The organism is Arthrobacter sp. MDT2-3, assembly GCF_059090465.1.
In genome coordinates, this window is record NZ_JBNHFS010000004.1 from 409,067 (window position 1) to 426,627 (window position 17,561).

The 17,561-nt window shown below is 64.9% G+C and carries 16 protein-coding genes and 1 riboswitch; of the genes, 6 read left to right on the plus strand and 10 right to left on the minus strand.

All coding sequences use genetic code 11. The features are described 5' to 3' along the window. Positions 1-51: 51 nt before the first annotated feature. A complete protein-coding gene (locus AC5RUQ_RS14660; protein WP_493948055.1) occupies positions 52-762 on the minus strand; it encodes a TetR/AcrR family transcriptional regulator C-terminal domain-containing protein in 711 nt (236 codons plus the stop codon). 231 nt (positions 763-993) lie between these two features. Between AC5RUQ_RS14660 and AC5RUQ_RS14665 the strand changes: the two genes are divergently transcribed. Continuing rightward, positions 994-1,248: a hypothetical protein gene (locus AC5RUQ_RS14665; protein ID WP_493948056.1), complete on the plus strand. Its 255-nt coding sequence runs from the start codon at positions 994-996 to the stop codon at positions 1,246-1,248. Between the two features lie 64 nt (positions 1,249-1,312). Here the strand turns inward: AC5RUQ_RS14665 and AC5RUQ_RS14670 are convergent, their stop codons facing one another. The 3 genes from AC5RUQ_RS14670 to opgC form a co-directional block, all read right to left on the minus strand. Further along, a complete protein-coding gene (locus AC5RUQ_RS14670; RefSeq protein ID WP_493948057.1) occupies positions 1,313-1,984 on the minus strand; it encodes a Rid family hydrolase in 672 nt (223 codons plus the stop codon). A 50-nt stretch (positions 1,985-2,034) separates the two neighbouring features. After that, positions 2,035-3,639, minus strand: a complete 1,605-nt coding sequence (locus AC5RUQ_RS14675) for a flavin monoamine oxidase family protein (RefSeq protein ID WP_493948058.1) — start codon at positions 3,637-3,639, stop codon at positions 2,035-2,037. Between the two features lie 143 nt (positions 3,640-3,782). Beyond that, the gene (opgC, locus tag AC5RUQ_RS14680; protein WP_493948059.1) at positions 3,783-6,332 is read right to left on the minus strand and encodes an OpgC domain-containing protein; all 2,550 of its coding nucleotides are present in this window, start codon (positions 6,330-6,332) and stop codon (positions 3,783-3,785) included. A gap of 162 nt (positions 6,333-6,494) precedes the next feature. Continuing rightward, positions 6,495-6,609, plus strand: a riboswitch (SAM riboswitch). A gap of 13 nt (positions 6,610-6,622) precedes the next feature. On the opposite strand from opgC, the gene AC5RUQ_RS14685 reads away from it, so the two are divergent. Genes AC5RUQ_RS14685 through AC5RUQ_RS14695 form a run of 3 tightly spaced genes read left to right on the plus strand, consistent with a single transcriptional unit; the run spans position 6,623 to position 8,517 of the window. After that, entirely contained in the window at positions 6,623-6,901 is a 279-nt protein-coding gene (locus AC5RUQ_RS14685) for a DUF1737 domain-containing protein (protein ID WP_493948060.1), read from the plus strand. Then, a complete protein-coding gene (locus tag AC5RUQ_RS14690; RefSeq protein WP_493948061.1) occupies positions 6,898-7,308 on the plus strand; it encodes a rhodanese-like domain-containing protein in 411 nt (136 codons plus the stop codon). Before AC5RUQ_RS14685 ends, AC5RUQ_RS14690 begins: the two co-directional genes overlap by 4 nt. Then, positions 7,309-8,517 (plus strand): O-succinylhomoserine sulfhydrylase, encoded by a 1,209-nt coding sequence (locus tag AC5RUQ_RS14695; RefSeq protein ID WP_493948062.1) that lies wholly within the window; start codon positions 7,309-7,311, stop codon positions 8,515-8,517. Positions 8,518-8,576: 59 nt separating this feature from the next. Here the strand turns inward: AC5RUQ_RS14695 and AC5RUQ_RS14700 are convergent, their stop codons facing one another. Further along, the gene (locus AC5RUQ_RS14700; RefSeq protein ID WP_493948063.1) at positions 8,577-8,879 is read right to left on the minus strand and encodes a DUF1905 domain-containing protein; all 303 of its coding nucleotides are present in this window, start codon (positions 8,877-8,879) and stop codon (positions 8,577-8,579) included. A gap of 203 nt (positions 8,880-9,082) precedes the next feature. Here AC5RUQ_RS14700 and AC5RUQ_RS14705 point away from each other — a divergent pair, with 203 nt between their 5' ends. Beyond that, complete coding sequence (locus AC5RUQ_RS14705; protein ID WP_493948064.1) at positions 9,083-10,711, plus strand: HNH endonuclease signature motif containing protein; 1,629 nt, start codon at positions 9,083-9,085, stop codon at positions 10,709-10,711. On the opposite strand, the gene AC5RUQ_RS14710 is transcribed toward AC5RUQ_RS14705, so the two are convergent. Together AC5RUQ_RS14710 and AC5RUQ_RS14715 are read right to left on the minus strand one after the other, a co-directional pair. Next, positions 10,708-11,937, minus strand: coding sequence for a glutamate--cysteine ligase 2 (locus AC5RUQ_RS14710; RefSeq protein WP_493948065.1), 1,230 nt, complete (start codon positions 11,935-11,937; stop codon positions 10,708-10,710). The two genes, AC5RUQ_RS14705 and AC5RUQ_RS14710, sit on opposite strands and share 4 nt — an antisense overlap. Before the next feature lie 67 nt (positions 11,938-12,004). Beyond that, positions 12,005-13,528 carry a UDP-N-acetylglucosamine 1-carboxyvinyltransferase gene (locus tag AC5RUQ_RS14715; protein WP_493948066.1) on the minus strand — a complete coding sequence of 508 codons (1,524 nt, stop codon included), beginning with the start codon at positions 13,526-13,528 and terminating at the stop codon, positions 12,005-12,007. A gap of 191 nt (positions 13,529-13,719) precedes the next feature. Between AC5RUQ_RS14715 and AC5RUQ_RS14720 the strand changes: the two genes are divergently transcribed. Beyond that, on the plus strand, positions 13,720-14,547 hold the full coding sequence (locus tag AC5RUQ_RS14720; protein ID WP_493948149.1) for a glycoside hydrolase family 25 domain-containing protein: 828 nt from the start codon (positions 13,720-13,722) through the stop codon (positions 14,545-14,547). 20 nt (positions 14,548-14,567) lie between these two features. Here the strand turns inward: AC5RUQ_RS14720 and AC5RUQ_RS14725 are convergent, their stop codons facing one another. The 3 genes from AC5RUQ_RS14725 to AC5RUQ_RS14735 are packed head-to-tail and all read right to left on the minus strand — an operon-like array spanning position 14,568 to position 17,544. After that, a complete protein-coding gene (locus AC5RUQ_RS14725; protein ID WP_493948067.1) occupies positions 14,568-15,368 on the minus strand; it encodes an energy-coupling factor transporter transmembrane component T family protein in 801 nt (266 codons plus the stop codon). Next, positions 15,365-16,921 (minus strand): ABC transporter ATP-binding protein, encoded by a 1,557-nt coding sequence (locus AC5RUQ_RS14730; protein WP_493948068.1) that lies wholly within the window; start codon positions 16,919-16,921, stop codon positions 15,365-15,367. Before AC5RUQ_RS14730 ends, AC5RUQ_RS14725 begins: the two co-directional genes overlap by 4 nt. Further along, positions 16,921-17,544: an ECF transporter S component gene (locus AC5RUQ_RS14735; protein WP_493948069.1), complete on the minus strand. Its 624-nt coding sequence runs from the start codon at positions 17,542-17,544 to the stop codon at positions 16,921-16,923. Before AC5RUQ_RS14735 ends, AC5RUQ_RS14730 begins: the two co-directional genes overlap by 1 nt. Positions 17,545-17,561 lie beyond the last annotated feature (17 nt).

Genomic DNA, 17,561 nt, shown 5'->3' on the forward strand with positions numbered 1-17,561 from the left:
CTGACCGCCGGCGGGCTTCCTTCGAGGGGCTGCCCGCGGCACTCCCGCCAGTTAGGCGGAAGAAGCGTGAGGTTCGAGGGTCAGCTGCGCTTCGAGGCCCGACAGCAGGATGGTTATGCCTTGGTCCAGTTCTCGCTCGCCGTCATAGTCAGCGAGCGCCGGGGCCAGTGCACGGAGCCGGGGAAACTCTTTTGATGGCAGCCGGTGCAGTCCCAGCCGGAGCAGCACTTCGTTCTCTTCCGGGTCCACAACGAATTCCTGCAGCTCATTCAAAATGTGGCCATAGAGGAACCCGTAGTAGGCGCGGTAAACGTGGAGGGCGTCGGCTGGGCTGAAGCCAGCGCCAATGAGCAAGGAGAGAATCTGCTCCAGCGGGCGCAGTGTGCCCAGGGGCCGTAGCCCCAGTGGCGTGGAAAGCGGCCTGGTCACCAGCAGCGGTACAACATTGGGGTGCTGGAGCGCGAGCCGCCGCAAATTGTGCGCGATGAGCCGGAGCTGGGCCTTCCAGTCGGGGTCCTCGGGGTGGATGGGCAGCTCATTGAGCACCAGCTCCGAGACGCCATCCAGAAGCGCCGCCCGGTTCTCCGCATAGCGGTACAGGCTCATGGGGTCTCGCTCCAGCTCCTGCCCCAGGCGCCGCATGGTAAGGGCCTCCAAGCCCTCCGCGTCCACAACTTCCAAAGCTTTAGTGAGCACCAGATCACGGCTCAGCTTCTCTTTGCGGTCGCGGCCTTTCGTGCCTGAGCTCTTGGGCGAGGACATGAGTTTTCCATTCTGGAGCCGGCAGCAAGCGCTGCCCGGAAGTAACTCCAGACGCTTGCCGTATTTGCAGTCTACGGCTAAAGTCTACATTGTAGATGAGGTGTTGACGCCGCCTTGAACCGTCGTTTCCCCCAGGAATCGATCAAAACACCACGGCCTTGTGCAGGCTCGGATGTTAACGCTGCTGTAGCCGAACGGCGGCAACCACGCACGTAGCGAAGGGACGCCGTCATGGCACATTCGCAGTTCGATATTTTCCTCCAGGAAGCCACCCAGTTTGACCGGGCCGACGACCACAGCCTCGACGATGACCGCCTTTACGGCCTGTACACCAGCTGGTGCTTCATCAATAAGCAGGCGCCGGGCCGGGAGTCCGCCTTCTGGGACGCCATGAAGCATCGCCTCACTCCCGGCTGCAACGGCCTGAGGATGAAGGGCCCGGCCGCCGCAGACTATATCCTGGCGAGCTACCCCGGGCTCGTTTAGGAAGCCGCGAACACGAAAAAGGCGTGGACCGCAGCCCGTCAGGGCCGCGGTCCACGCCTTTTCCCTATTTACCTCCTGGAGCCGGGTAGGCGGCGTCTACTTCCACCTCGACGAGCCACCCGTTCACGGGCAGGTTCTCGATCTCAAGGGCAAACCTTGAGGGCCGGGCAGCATTGACGACGAAGGGTTCGGCGGGAGCAGCCGAACCCAGCGGAACCTTGAACGCGGAACCGTCGGACAGGCTGGTGTTGGCGAAATACTGCCGGTACGCACGGTTCCAGCCGTCGAAGTCGGCTTTTTCTGCACCGGCGGGGTTCTGGAGGAAGACGCGCATGGTGATGACGTCGTCGTAATCCAATCCAGCCTGGGCAAGGTTTTCGCCAATCCTGCGGAGGGCGTTGATTCCCTGCGCCTCGGTGATGGTGACACCGGGCGGGAGGACCCCGCCGGGGAAGACTGCGGTGTCCACGTAGCGCTGCTCACTGCCGGCGGGGGCCGCGGTGTTAAGCGCGGACGGCCCCAAGCCGCTGGTCTTGTAAATGGGAGTGTTCGCACCAATTGCCACGCCGCTGGCAATCATCGGATTGTCCTGTCCGGCGGGAAGGCTGGAAACCGTAGTTCCGGGCTTGGGATCGGTGAGGTCCTTGAAGACCGCTGGTGCGGCGAAGGCTGCGGTAGCGGTGAGGCTGATTCCGGCGATACCGGCGGCGATGAGGGAAAGTTTGCGACGGAGCATGGGCTTCTTTCGGTGTTTGGCTTGAGTTATGGCGGGAGCAGGGAGGGGCTTCATCCAGCCACCATTGCTGCCGCCCGGGTGTGCAGGGCGGTGACGGCGGCCCTGGCGGAGGTCATGGCGCCGTGCTGCCAGGCGATGGCGTGGCTCAGGTGGTCGCCGGCGAAGTAGATGTTGCCGGACGGTTCCAGCAGCTTGGCGTATTTGGCGTCCGCCTGCGACGCCCAGCCCACCCAGGCGCCTTCGGAAAAGGCCGTGTTCCCCCAGTCAACCGAGAACGACGCCGCGACATCCTTGCGGTAAACGTCGCCGTGGATCCTGGCACCCTGGTCCAGGGCGCGGCTCAGGCGCTTCTCCGGGCTGAGTTCCTTGTACACGCGGGCGCTGGCGCCGGTGTTGTAGTACCCCACCATGGTGCCGCGCTGCCCGTGGAAGCCGGTGGACGGGTACCACATGTTGCCGAGATCGATATTGGTATTGGTGATGCCGCCGTAAATGCGGTGGTCTTCCTCCCACCAGCGGCGCGAGTATTCGATGCCGATCTTGCCGGCGTCGGTGGGGCTTGCGAATTTCAGGGCATCGAGCACGTCTGTGGGGAGGTTGCCCGGAACCTTGGCGGCGATGTGCGGCGGCAGGGTGCAGACGGCAAAGTCCGCTTCGATCTTCTTGGCCTGGCCGCCCGGGTTGGTGTACTCCACCGCTACCCCGGCGGCGGTGTTGTTCATGGACAGGACCTGGGCCCCGTAAATGAACTTGTCCTTGCCAATGGTGGCTTCGAACGCGTACGGGATGCGGTCCATGCCGCCCACGGGCTGGAACATCATCATGGCCTGGTCCCAGCCGAATTCGAAGGAGAAATAGTTGCCGACGCCGCTGGCAAAAACATCCGAAAGGGCATCCGGCGCCAGGGGTGTTCCCGCTTCCAGCCCGGCGCCCGGAGCCACGGAGTAGCCCTTGCGGCCCGTGCCGGTGTACTTGAAGCTTGCCGCCGCATTGCCGGGAACCTTGCCGCCGATGGCGCCGAAATTCCGCAGGAAGGTGATCAGGTTCTCCTTATCCGCTGCGCTCATGTAGCTGTCCAGGGCACCCTGGTCTGTGGCTTTGGCGAGGAGTTCGGAGACGTAACCGTAGACATCGGCTTTGGCGGCGCGGTGGCGCACAGGGGTGTTGGAGAGCTTGGTGTTGCCCTCCCGGAACAGATATCCGTCAGCATTCTGGTTGGTGAACGGCTCGATCGCCACCCCCAGTTCCTTGCAGTAGTCCAGGGTGATGTGGTGCTGGGGAATGCGGCCGGGGCCGGCATTCATGTACTGGTCCTTGGAGAACGTCGCCCGCTGGGTAACTCCGAGGAGGTCCGTTTCCTCGGTTCCCCCACGCACCGTCCAGTTGCGTCCGCCCGGCCGCATCCGGGCCTCAAGGATGGTGACTTTGTAGCCCGCCTTGCCCAACTCATAAGCGGTCGTCAGGCCGGCGATGCCGCCGCCCAGGATGACGACACTCTTCCCCTTGCCCTGCAGGTCATTGGCCCGGGGCGCAGCATAGGCAGGAGCGGCCGTATCGGGAGCCAGGCCCATCGCGGCCATGGTCTCGTACATCACCCCGGCTCCTCCCACCATGCCCACGTAGCGGAGGAAGTTCCTGCGAGTCGCATCTGTCATTTTTTCCCTTTCACCGGAGTGTTACGCGGTGATCGTATGGGGGAAATGTTTCGTCAAATGCTGTGACAATGTCGGTGTTGTAGCGTTCATATTTCCACGAAGTAAACGCTTCCCGGATGGTGCAGGAAACTCCCGCGAATGCGCTATGTGGGAATAATCCGGAAGAGGAACCTGGTCCGGACCATGACCCACAGGAGCCCCAGCACTACGGCATATGCGGCGGTATTGAGCAGCACGTTCTCCTGCTGCAGTGCTGGAATATTGGCCACCACGGCAATCAGCACCAGGTGCATGATGAACACATAGAGGGTGGCGCCGCCCAGCGGAATCAGGAACCAGCCGAGTGCGCGCTGCACGGGTTTCCAGTATGCGGTGAGGAAGGCGTAGGCCGCCACCACCAGGACCAGGACGTTAAGAAGCCGGCCCGGCGCCAGATACGTGCGGCCAAAGAATAAGTCGTACATGCTCCGGTACACGGCGTCCGGGATGACGGCGAGGCGGACATCGAAGCCGTTCGCCAGGTAGGGGTTGCCCCACGAGAGAAACGCGAACAGGAGTGCGACGGCGGTGCACGCGGCCACCAGCCAGGTCTGTCCCGCCAACCAGGCGACGATGCTGCGCCGATGGTAGCCGGCGACGAGTCCGATCACGAACAGCACCTGCCACACGAGCAGCGGGAACGAGTCCTCGAACTGTGAGGGCAGGAGCCGGATCCTCGTGGCAGCTCCCACGGCGTAGACCGCAAGGGTTCCGGCCAGCACCCAGATTGCCTTCATGCGGTTGAGCGCAGCCAGGATCAGCGGGCTGGCAAGGAGCAGCACCACGTAAAGGCCCATCACGTTGAACTGCCAGGGTCCGAACTGCAGCAGCAGGATGGCAGGGAGCACCTGCGGCGGCACCGGGAACTGGAACAGGGATTCCATGCCGGCATAAAGGTCATAGGTACGGCCGGCGCCGTCGTGCCCTGCCCCGCCCGTTCCCTGGTCCACAAAGGTGGTGAGGGGGTCAGTCCGGAAGATCGGCAGCAATGAGACCAGGAAGACGCCAATGAGGACTATCAGTGCCGTCAGGTAAAGCTTGCCGGCCCGCCGGGAGGTTAGTTCAACCACCGTTCCGAAGTCATCCTTGGCCCTGGGCCCGTACACCATGCCGACCACCAGTCCGGAGAAGAGGACGAACAGCTCGGCACCCGAAACAAAGCCCACCGCCTCCTGCGTGAGCAGCTGGAACAGCGAGGTCATGCCCAAGTGGTTGACCACAACAAAGACAATGGCCAGGCCGCGCAGCATATCCACGCGCGCATCCCTGCTGGACGGGTCTGAATATCCCCATGCCGTAGCGGCATTGACCCGGCGGGGAATCTGCCACAGGGCAACCAGGAGGATGAGGAGCGCCGCGCCCACGGTCCCGGCAACGGCCCCCGTAAGGGTGTTTGCCCGGACGTACGTGCTGCTGCCGGAGCTGACCTCGGTGACCGGGCCTGCGACGATGGGGGACGCTTCCAATGTGCCCAGGGCGGCGTTGGCGATGCCCGGGTTTCCGGTGAGCCGCCAGTCGATGCTTGCCACTCCGGTGTCCCGCGTACTGGTCCGCTCGTCCCACACCACCGCGCCTGTCATGCGGAACCCGGCAGCGGTGGCCGTCCCCACCACCTGGTCCCACCAAGCGGCCTTGATGGCCGCTTCGGATGCGCCGCCGGAGGCCGGGCTGTAGAACGCGGAGGTGTGCAGGAGGAACGGCTTGTCCCTTCCCTCTGCATAGCTGGCGTAGAAGTTTTCACCGCCGGAGGCCGTGAGCATTTCCCGCAGTTGGCCGGCGCGGGGAACTGTGTTGACGGCAGCACCACCGGCGGTGTCGTCGTGGAAGGCGGTCAGGCCAACCCAATCCACCGCATCGTCCCCGGGATAGTAGGGTCCGTAAGCTGCGTCCGAGCCGTTCCAGGCGCCGTCGCCGTTGGTATCAAGCAGCGCGAACCCATCACTTCCCTGTGCGGGCGCGTTCCGGTTCCGGTCGAACGGATAATCCGTGCCCAGGTACGGTTCCCAGACCATCACAACGCCCCCACCGCCGTCGACCTCCCGGAACGCCGCTGTCACAGCCTTGAATGCCCCCCGGTAGGCAGCCGGCTGCTGGCCCCACTCAACCCAGCTTGCGTTCATGTCCGGGGCGAACCGGACCAGCAGCTGTCCTTTGAAACTGGACGCAAGCTCCAGCACCCTTTCGGCGAAGGGCCTCGCAGCCGCGGCGTCGATCTGGTCCAGCGGCATCGTGGGCTTCACTGTGAGCATCGCGTGGGCACCCTGCCGGGAGGACTGTTCCAGGAATCCCTCGATGTCGTTTTGCTCTGATGAGCGGTAGGGAAACGCTATGTCGTGGCCAAAAATAGCCGGCGAAGCACCCAGCCGGTCGGCGAAACCGGCGGCGGAGTCCTCACCCCATTCAAGGACGGCGCCCAGCAGCGGCTTTCCCTCTTCAGGAAAACTCCGCGCGGCCTGGGCTGACCCTGCAGGCAACACCACTGCCACGAGGGCAACCAGCAGTGTGGCAAGGAGCGCCCCAACTACGCGCAGCCGGCGTACCCGGTAAGGGCCGGCAGGGTGCTGTGGCGCGGCAGTTAGCGTGCTGATGTGGACCCCCGGTGCTGGTTCTGATGATGGGGGCTGCCCCGTATGAAACTTTATCTGGCGGCGCATCCGCCAAAGGCCGGAAAAGGGGGCCCACCTGCGGTGATGCCGCCGCCGTCGGTTCCTCCGGTGTGGCGGAAATCGCCGCCTGCTGCACCGCGCCCCGTTCAGTTACGGAACATGACGACGGCGGCGGTGCGCCCCTGCGCGCCAAGTGTTACGTTTCTGGGGAGTAATGAGTACCGGCGCCAAGCCCTGACTGGCCGGTCGGCAACCCTCCTTTCGCGGCGGGGTGCCTCAGGTGAATACTCGGCATATCGACCGATTCGAGTTGCAAGCGTGAGAGAAGGAGATCCGTCGTGTCCGACGCACCTGCCCCTGAAGAGAGACTGTCGTACCGGCTTGTCACCGGTCCGGATGACAGGTCTTTCTGTGAACGGATTTCCACCGCCTTGGCCGAGGGCTACGTGCTGCACGGCAGCCCGGCGGCAACGTTCAACGGCAGCAGCGTCATCGTTGCCCAGGCCCTGGTCCTGCCGGCGGCCATCGCTTCGGCTGATGCCGCCGTCGCCACCGCAGTGGATAACCTCGAATCCGCAGGCGAAGACCTCGAGTTCGACGGTGAGGGCCACGCATGAGCTACGCCGGAGACCTGACGCCCCAGGAGGCGTGGGAAAAGCTGGAGCAGGGAGCCATCCTGGTGGATGTCCGCACTGAGGGCGAATGGGCCCACATCGGCATCCCTGACACCAAGGCCACCGACAACGATCCGCTGTTCATCCAGTGGACGTTCCCGGGCGGCATTCCCAACCCTGATTTCATTAGCTCCCTGGCCCAGCAGGCGCCTGAGGATCCGTCTACCGAACTGGTATTCCTGTGCCGCTCCGGGCAGCGTTCCATCGCGGCCGCCATTGCCGCCACCCAGGCCGGTTTCACCTCCTACAACGTGCTGGAAGGCTTTGAAGGCGAGCCGGACCGTTACGGCGAACGCACTGTCAACGGCTGGAAGAACCGGGGACTGCCCACCAACCTTGGAAAGAACTAAGTGACCTTCAACGAAGACGCTGCCGGCTGGAGCCCCGACACCCAGGCCGTGCGCGGCGGACTGGACCGCACCAACTTCCAGGAAACCAGCGAGGCTGTATTCCTGAACTCCGGGTTCGTGTACGAATCCGCCGCCGCTGCCGAGCGCGCCTTCACGGGCGAGGATGAGCGCTTTGTGTACTCCCGCTACGGCAACCCCTCGGTGGCCACTTTCCAGGAACGCCTCCGCCTCCTTGAGGGAACCGAGGCGTGCTTCGCGACGGCGTCCGGCATGTCTGCCGTCTTTACCGCCCTGGGTGCGTTGCTGGCCGCCGGCGACCGCGTTGTGGCCGCCCGCTCGCTGTTTGGCTCCTGCTTTGTGATCCTGAACGAGATCCTGCCGCGGTGGGGTGTGGAGACGGTGTTCGTGGACGGTCCTGACCTGGAACAGTGGCGCGACGCCCTGTCCCAGCCCACCACTGCCGTCTTCTTTGAGTCGCCTTCCAATCCCATGCAGGAAATCGTCGACATCGCCGCGGTCAGCGACCTCGCGCACGCGGCAGGCGCCACCGTCGTCGTCGACAATGTCTTTGCGACTCCCCTGCTGCAGCGCTGCGGGCAGCTAGGTGCCGACGTCATCGTCTACTCCGGCACGAAGCACATCGATGGCCAGGGACGAGTCCTGGGTGGCGCCGTCCTGGGCACCAAGGAATTTATCGAGGGGCCGGTGAAGCAGCTGATGCGCCACACCGGCCCGTCCTTGTCCGCCTTCAACGCTTGGGTGCTCACCAAGGGCCTTGAGACCATGGCCCTGCGCGTCAACCATTCATCCGCGTCCGCCCTGCGGCTGGCCGAGTGGCTGGAGCAGCAGCCCGCCGTGAGCTGGGTGAAGTACCCGCTCCTGAAGTCTCACCCGCAGTACGAACTGGCGGCAAAGCAGATGAGCGCCGGCGGCACGGTTCTCACCCTGGAGCTTGCGACGACGGGCGGCCGCTCGGGCAAGGAGGCCGCCTTTGCGCTGCTGGACGGTTTGCGCATCATCGACATCTCCAACAACCTCGGGGATGCCAAGTCCCTCATCACGCACCCGGCCACTACTACCCACCGTGCGATGGGTCCGGAGGGGCGGGCAGCCATTGGCTTGAGCGACGGCGTGGTGCGGCTTTCGGTGGGCCTGGAGGACGTGGACGATCTAATTGGCGACCTGGAACAGGCGCTCAAGCAGATCTAGAGGTACCTGACTGTGGGGCCGGGCTCCGGCACCGGCGCGGTTATGTGGGCGGGGCTCTATCAGACCTCTTCGAAGGAGAGCTGGACGGCCACTTCGTCGCCTTCCCTAATCCGGGCTTTGTCCCTGATGGCCTTCTTCACGGGCAAGAGGTAGGAACCGGCTTTCTGGTCCGCAAACAGCGAGGTCTGCCAGGAGTGCCCGGCAATCTCCGCGGTCACCCTGACGGATCCGAATGCCTTGCTGGCGCCGGCGCTTTGTTCGTGGATGTCATCCGCGACTTTTGCCGGGAGCGTCAAAAAATGCCACCCTGCTTCGCCCGGGTAAAGCCACAGCTCAGCTTTGAAGGAGTACGACGCCGTCACGCGCCGAGTATGGCATGCCCCCCTTGCCGGGGCACCACCGTTGCTGATTTTTCCTGTCTTGTTGCCCTGCTGTTCGCGCCGCTGAAGCGAGCATCAGGCGTGCCGGGGGATTGAACTGCAGGCTGAAAAGTTTTTTTAGTTTCTTTTCCAGCAGGAGGACTTTTAGGCCCTGTTTTGTCAGACCCCCTCGCCATGATGGGGGTATGGAAACGAACGCGGCAGTGGCACAGGCGGAGGAAGCTGTTGTGGCTGCAGTCGCTGCGCTTGCTGCGGCGCTGGCTGGCGGTGATGTCGCTGCTTCCGGTGGCGCTGGTGAACTTGACGCCGCGGTCGGCCCGTACGCTGCGGCGGGTTTTGATGATGATCCGTTGCAGCGGATTGTTGACGGGGCTTTGGATGTCCTGGCCGCGGTGGCACGGTCAGAAGCGAAACTGGCAGCCCTGAAGGCACAGGCGGTCGCGGTCTTCGCTGTGGCCACGAAAGCGCTGAACGCTCCAGCCGCCTCGCCGTATGGGGCGACGGCGCAGGAGCGGAGCCTGGCCGCGGAGGTGGGGTGTGTGCTGGCAATCGGTGACCGGGCCGCCGGTGCCCTGATCGCCGACTCCCATGCCCTCACCACTTCCCTGCCCCGGACCCTGGCTGCTTTGCAGGCCGGGACGATTTCCTGGGCGCACGCCCGGACCATGGTGGACCAGACCGCGAGCCTAGACCGTGAAGGCGCGGCTGCGTTGGAGGCGCACTTCCTGGACCCGGACACGCCGAAACCGGGAGCAGCCGCCACGGTCGGGGAGATGCCGGCGTACCGGTTCAAAGCCAAGGCCCGGGCCTGGCGGGAACGCCACCACCCGGAGAGCCTGGAGCAGCGGCACGCTCGGAGTGTGGCGGACCGGCGGGTCGAGTACTGGCTTGATGGTGACGGGATGGGTTGGGTCGCCGCGTGTCTGCCCGCGGACCAGGCGTCCGCCATTTGGGACCGGCTCACCACCGTTTCCCGGGGGATGCAGGGACCGGACGAAACCCGCACCCTCACCCAGCTCCGGGCCGATGTCGCTGCAGGCTGGCTTCTGGGCGGCACCACCACCGAGATCCCCGCACCCCGGGCGCAGGTGCTGGTCACCGTTCCCGTGTTCTCCCTGCTGGGCCTGACTGACGAGCCGGCGACGCTGGACGGGCACGGCCCGATCCCCGCCTCGATGGCACGGAACCTCGTCGCCAACGGAGCGGACTCCTTTTACCGGGTGCTGGTGGACCCCCGGGACGGGGCACCGTTGGAGATCGGCCGGACCAGCTACCGGCTGACCAAGGCGATGCGGAACTGGCTGCGGCTGCGGGACGGTAAATGCCCGTTCCCGGGCTGCAGCAACAACTCCCTGGACAACGAAGCAGACCACCTCCTCGCCTGGCACCAAGGCGGCACCACCGGAATATCGAACCTGGGCCAGCCCTGCCCCAAACACCACAAACTCCGCCACACCAGCGGCTGGAAACCAACACCAGCCACCACAACCGAACCACCCGGCTGGACCTCACCCACCGGCCGGCACTACAAAAGCGAACACCAGAACTGGGAACCACCCCACTGGCCGAAATGGATTGAGGAACTTTGGGATGCCTCCGTTCAGGCCGACTCGGAGCCCTCGGACCTATACGTGCCTGGGTACTTTGCCCTGCCCGAAAACCTGGACCGCCAGGAAGACCCGGACCCGCCGGAAGATCCTGAACTGCCAGATTTTGATGTGCCCGAGGACCCCGGCCCTTCTGAAGACGAACTGCCCCAGGACCCGTTTCCGGACTGGCACCTCTGGTTGGATACGGCTACCTCTGCCCGCTAAGACTGGCGGACGCGCAGCAGCTCCGGGGACCCGTCCCCAGCAGAAAGATTGACGGAGCCGCGCATCGTTACATCCACCGCATGCTTGACCACTGCACCAAAGCCCAGGTCCTCCGGGGCTGACGCGGCCAAAGCCCTGTCGCGGATGCAGCGCTGTTCAGCTGCCCCCGTCCCGCGAGCAATGATGTCCTCCACGCCTTGACGGGCCAGGGCGAGTTCACCCTGCTCCTGCAATACCGGTGCAAGGTAGTCCACCAGGGAACGCACCACATCGGCAGCCTGCGCGGGCCGGAAAGTACCGAAATCCAGGAGTTCCCCGCTGAGTCCGCCGCTGCTGGCCTGCCAGGAAGCCATCCGCAAAAGTACGGTGGGTACCGGGGCGGGCTCAACCCCCTCGTGCCACTCACGGCTCGCAGTCTCCACCAGAGCCCTGACAAGAACGGCAAGAAGTGCAGCATCCTCGGCCCGGAGGCAGACATCTGCAACGCGGACCTCGACAGTGGGGTGGTTCCGGGACAGGCGGGCGTCGAAGTAGAGCATTCCTTCGTCCAGCATCACTCCGCTGTCAAGAAGGCGGGTGACCACCCTCCGGTACGCGGAATACGTCCCATAAATACCAGCGGGTCCCGCTGTGGGCCAGCGGTTCCACGCTTGGGTGCGGTAGCTTTCAAACCCCGTTTGAAGCCCGTTCCAGAACGGTGAGTTCGCGCTCATTGCCGTGAGGACGGCAAGCTTGTCACGAATCCGGTCCAGCACAGCCACACCCTCGTCGGGTGACTCAATAAAGGTATGGACGTGGAAGCCGCAGGTCAGCTGCTCCTGGGCCGTCAGGCCAAAGCGCTCCAGCATCCGGGCATAGCGTGGATCAGGGGTGGTGTGGCTCGCCAGCCCAAGGGGCGACGTGGCCAGCGCCGCCACCCGCGCATTATGCTTCCTGGCAGCCGTGTCAGCGAGTGCCCGCCCCGCTCGGATCTGGTCAAGCAGCACACCGTACTCCAGGCACGGGCGCGTCTGGGTCTCGATCTGCTCCAGCTTGAGTTCGGCACTCAGGCCCATCTCGTCGTCGGCGTAAACGGTCTTGTCTTCCGTTACGAGATCCCGGGGCTCGTCAGGAGCGTCGTCTGCCGCCAACCGGCGGAGGGACAGCAGGGCGTCAGCGAGGGCAAGCGGCTCCCCGCTGTCCGGATCAACGATCAGGAGCTCTTCCTCAACGCCGAATGTTCGCATACTCACATTCTGCGGCAGCTGAGGGACTTTTGAAGGTCCTCAGGACTTCATGACGAAGCGTGAATGCTCAGTCCTGGAAGTACTCCACCTTGGCCCCGATAGTGTTCAGCCGCTCCGCCAGGTCCTCATACCCGCGCTCGATAACGTAGATGTTCCGCAGCTCGGAGACTCCCCGGGCTGCCAGCATGGCCAGCAGCAGGCAGGCTGCGGGACGCAAAGCAGGTGGACAGCCGACCTCTGCAGCGCGCCACTTGGTGGGCCCATTGACGTAGATCCGGTGGGGATCCAGCAACTGAACCTGTGCACCGAGCCGGTTCAGCTCCGTGAGGTATATGGCCCGGTTTTCGTAAACCCAGTCATGGATCATGGTCTGTCCGCTGGCATTCGCGGCAATGACTGCAAAGAAGGGCAGGTTGTCAATGTTCAGGCCGGGGAACGGCATGGGGTGGATCTTGTCCTCCGGCGCGTGCAGTTCCGAAGGTTTGGTGGTGACGTCCACCAGTCGGGTCCGGCCGTTGCGTGCCATGTACTCGCCGGAGATCTCCAGCTGCTGGCCCATCTGCCCCAGCGTGGCCAGCTCGATCTCCATAAACTCGATGGGGACCCGGCGGATGGTCACCTCGGAGTTGGTGACGATACCGGCAGTGATGAGGCTCATTGCCTCGATGGGGTCCTCGGAGGGGAAGTATTCGATCTCGGCATCGATCATGGGACGCCCGGTGATCTTCAAGGTAGTGGTGCCGACGCCGTCGATGGCCACCCCCAGCATCTGCAGGTAGAAGCAGAGGTCCTGCACCATATAGTTCGGGCTGGCGTTGCGGATCACCGTTGTCCCCTCACGGTGAGCGGCAGCCATGATGGCGTTCTCGGTGACAGTATCGCCGCGCTCGGTCAGGACAAAGGAACGGTCGCGGGTATCGGCCGAGGGAGCCTGAACGCTGTAGAAGCCGGCCGTCGCCTCCACTGCCAGCCCGAACTGGCGCAGCGCCTGCATATGTGGCTCTACGGTGCGCGTGCCCAAGTCGCAGCCACCCGCGTACGGAAGGCGGTACTCCGAGGTTTCGTCCAGCAGCGGCCCCAGCAGCATGATGACGCTGCGCGTGCGGCGGGCAGCTTCCACATCCATCGCCGCCAGGTCAAGGACGGCCGGCCTGCGTAGCTGGAGATCGGTATCATTGAGCCAGGTGCACTCGACCCCGATGCTGCTGAGCACCTCGACGATGCGATTAACTTCTTCAATCCGCGCAAGCCGGCGAAGAATAGTTGTACCGCGGTTAATGAGGCTCGCACATAGCAGTGCGACGCCGGCGTTCTTGCTGCTGTTGACGTCCACGGCTCCTGACAGCGTGTGCCCGCCCTCCACGCGAAGGTGTGTCATCTGCGGTTTGCCCACATTGACGATGCTCCGGCCAAAGATGGTCTCGAGCCGCTGGATCATTTTCAGGCTCAAATTCTGTTTGCCCTGCTCCATCCGGGCAATGGCGCTCTGGCTGGTTCCGAGTTCTGCGGCCAGCTGGCCCTGGGTCCAGCCTTTCTCGCCCCGGGCATCCCGGAGCATGGCGGCAACGTGTTCCGTAGTTTCCTGCGTCATGCCGAAAATATATCATAAATGAGTTAGTTTTGAGCCGATTCGCGGGGATGCAACCTACCCTGGCCCGCAATTACCCACTACATGCGATAGAAATCGTGACCTCTCCTCCGGCCCACCCGGTTGTTGACCCTACTGGCCGGGCCGGAGGAGACTGGATGGAACCTCATCCTTCGACGACGACGGAGGTGCTGATGCGCCGGAAACGAGGCCCCGCAGCGGCAGCCACGCTGGCGGGCCTGATCTTCGCCATCGTGCTCCTGGTCCCCGGCTGGCCGGCCTCCGCAGCGCCGTCGCCAGGGGAAGGCAGACAGTCAACACTGGGCAACGACGTCTCATGGCCCCAATGCCGCAAGGACCTTCCCACGGGCCAGGCTTTTGCCATCGTCGGCGTCAACAACGGGTTGGCCAATAACACCAACCCTTGCCTGCGGGAACAGCTCGAGTGGGCTGCGGGCTCAACCGGCAATTCGACCCAGCCTGAGGTGTCCCTTTACGTGAACACCGCCAACCCGGGAAGCAGCGGCTCATGGTGGCCCTCCAGCAACGAGTACCCGATAGGATCGGCCGTCCATAACCCCTATGGCTCCTGCAAGGAAAAGGACTACGGCACGGCGTGCGCCTACATGTACGGCTACGCCAAGGCCTGGGACGATGCCTACATCCGCGGAATCAGCAACCCCTCCGACTACGTCTGGTGGCTGGATGTGGAAAGCGAAAATTCCTGGTCCACCACTGACAAGGATGCCAACCGCGCAGTCTTGGAGGGCATGACGGACTTCTTCCACAGCATCGACGTCAAGGGTGTTGGGATCTACTCAACCGGCCTTCAATGGAGCCGGATTGTGGGAACCGTCAGCAGCTCAAGCAACCTGCACTCCCTGCCGAGCTGGCTGGCGGGGGCGCGCGACGTAGCCGGAGCCAAAGCCAGTTGCGCAGGCCCGCCGCTGACCGCAGGCGGCGAAGTCACGCTCACCCAGTTCGTGGCGAGAAGCTTCGACTACAACCACTCCTGCGGCTGACGCAGCAGACGTGTGAGAAATCAGCTCCCCAGCCACACCATATTCCAGGTGCCCGCCCACATCGCAGCAGCAAACGCTGCAGCTGCCATCACCACCCCGGCAGCCAGAACCCAAAGGTCGAGGGCGCTGTACGTGGATTCCCGCGCCCAGGTCCGCCTTCCGCCGCCGAAGCCGCGTGCCTCCATGGTGACGGCAAGCCGGGAAGCACGCCGGATAGCCTGAACCAGCAGCCCGAAGCTCTGCCCCAGCGTCGCCTTCAGCCGCTGGAGGGCACTGCCGCGGGAGCCGACGCCGCGGGCACGGCGGGCCATGCCAATGGTCTGCCATTCCTCCGCCATCAGCCCCACGAGCCGCATGGCGGCCAAGGTCCCCAGCACGAACCGGTGCGGAAGGCGTGCCTTCTGCGCCAGCGCATCGGCCAGGTCGGTGGGATCGGTGCAGCTCATCAACAGGACCGCCGGCAGCGCAATCGCCAGCCCCCGCAGCATGAACCCGGCCCCCAGCTCCAGGGACCCTTCGCTCATGGTCCAGATGCCGACGTCGATAAGCGTCGCTCCGCTGTCCGGCGCCAGGATGGAGGTACTCCAGCCACCCACGGCTGCGGCAAGGATGAGCGGCCAGCCCCGCTGCCACAGCAAAGTCAGGGTGAGGCCCGCCAAGGGGAACAGCAGGAACTCAAAGACCAGCGCCACCGACGCGGACACCCAGTCAATGGACAGCGCCAACACTGCGGTGATCAGGAAGACGGCGGCGAACTTGCTCAGCGGATTGGCGCGGGTCAGCAGGGCGTGGTTGCCGCGCAGGTTCAGCTCCTGCCTCATGGCGCCACCGCCGCCGCAGCAGCCAACCGCAGTTCCATTCCGCCCAGCGCTGCCGTGAACTCGGCATCATGGGTCACGGACACTACGGCCGTGCCCGCGTCCAGGAGCTCGGACAGGAAGGATGCCAGCTCAGCCCAAGTATTGGCGTCCTGCCCGAAGGTTGGTTCGTCCAGGACCAGGACCTGGGGATGCGCTGCCAGGACCGTGGCTACGGAGAGGCGCCGTTTCTCGCCGCCCGAAAGGGTATACGGGTTGGCGTCAACGAGTCCCGTGAGCCGGAGCCGCTCCAGCAGTTCATCCACCCGCTCCTCCCCGTGGCCCAGGTGCCGCGGGCCGAACAGCAGCTCGTCCAGTACTTTCCCTGTGACGAACTGGTGCTCAGGCTCCTGGAACACCGTACCCACGCGCTCGATCAGCTGCTCGGCCTTCCACTGGTAAGGGTCAATCCCAGCTCCCCGGCTGAGCGCCAGCGTGGCGGAAACATTGCCGTCTAGGGGCTCCAGCAGCCCGGCGAGGGTCAGCGCGAATGTCGACTTTCCCGCGCCGTTGGGCCCGGTGATGGCCAGCGCCTGCCCGGCCCGGACCTGCGCGGAAATGCCCTGCTGCACCGGCACCGGCGGCACCTTCCGGAAGCGCTTGCGGCGCGGACGTTCACGCGACACCGCCAGCTCCTCGGCGGCAAGCAGCAGGTCGCCAGTCCCGGGAGCCGAAGCGGCAGCACGCAGACGCGTCGGCGGGACGTAGCCGGGCACCCAGACTCCGGCCGCGATCAGCATGCTCCGGGCTTCGCTGAGGACCTGATCCGGCGGCCCGTCCAACAGCACGGCGGAATCGGTCGACGAGCCGGGCTGCAGCACCACAATCCGGTCAACCAGGTCCTTCCACACCGCCACGCGGTGCTCCACCACCACCAACGTTGCCCCGGTTTTGTCGAGGCAGCGGCCCACGGCGTCGCGCACCTCCACCACGCCGGCAGGGTCCAGGTTGGCGGTTGGCTCATCGAGGAGGATCAGCCCCGGCCGCATGGCAAGGATGCCCGCCAACGCAAGGCGCTGCTTCTGCCCGCCGGACAGTGCCGACGTCGGATGGTCCAACGGCAGGTGGGAAAGCCCGACGTCGTCCAGCGCCTCGTGCACGCGAGCCCAGATGTCATCGCGGGGCACGGCAAGGTTCTCGGCGCCGAAGGCGACGTCGTCACCTACGCGCGAGAGAACAACCTGGGTCTCCGGGTCCTGCTGCATCAGCCCGGCCCGGCCGCGCTGCTCCCGGGGGGAAGCGCCGTCGATCAGCAGCGACCCGGACTCATCGGAATCGCCGGCGTCAGCGTCGTCGGCATGTGCGTCCCCCAGCACCCCAGCCAGCGCGTGGAGGAGCGTGGACTTGCCTGCGCCGGACGGGCCCAGCAGCAGGACGCGTTCACCCGGTTGGATGTCCAGGTCGAGGGCACGGACAGCGGGTTTGGAGCGGCCGGCATGCCGCCAGCCCCAGCCTCTGGCCGTGACTGCAGCCGGCCGCGCCGCCACCGCAGAGCTGTGGAGGGAAGGAGCAGTCATCAGGAGAAGACGGGCTCCGATGCTGCCTTGCGTGACGCAAAGGAGCTCAGGACGCCGGTCCTCGCCAGGCCGCGGGTGGCGATCCACGACAGGGCTCCTGCGATCACGGCCCCGGAAATGGCGGTGAAGATGATGTAGGCCAGCTTGTCCCCGCCGGAGTAGGCGATGTTCCAGCCCCACGGCGCGAACGAATCGTTCAGGCCGCAGAAAAGTCCGGCAGCGGCGCCGGCGAGCAGGGCTACCGGCAGGTTGAACTTCCGGTACACGAAGATCGCGAAGACGATCTCGGCGCCCAGGCCCTGGACAAACCCGGAGAACAGCACCGAGGCGCCGTACTGCGAGCCCATGAGCAGTTCGCCGGTGGCCGCCACGGTCTCGCAGAACAGTGCGGCGCCCGGCTTGCGGATGATGAGCATGCCCAGCACCGCGGGGATCATCCAGCCGCCGGCCAACAAGCCGGTAAGCGGTGGATAGACGGCGTTCATAGGTGCCGAGACTGCGGCTGCGCCCTGGGACCAGGCCCAGAAAATGACGCCGCCGGCGATGGCGATGAGGGCTGCCACCACGATGTCCACAACGCGCCAGGACTTGCTGGTGGTCTTCTTGATTGCTGTCGTTGCCATGCGATCCTCCTGAGGAA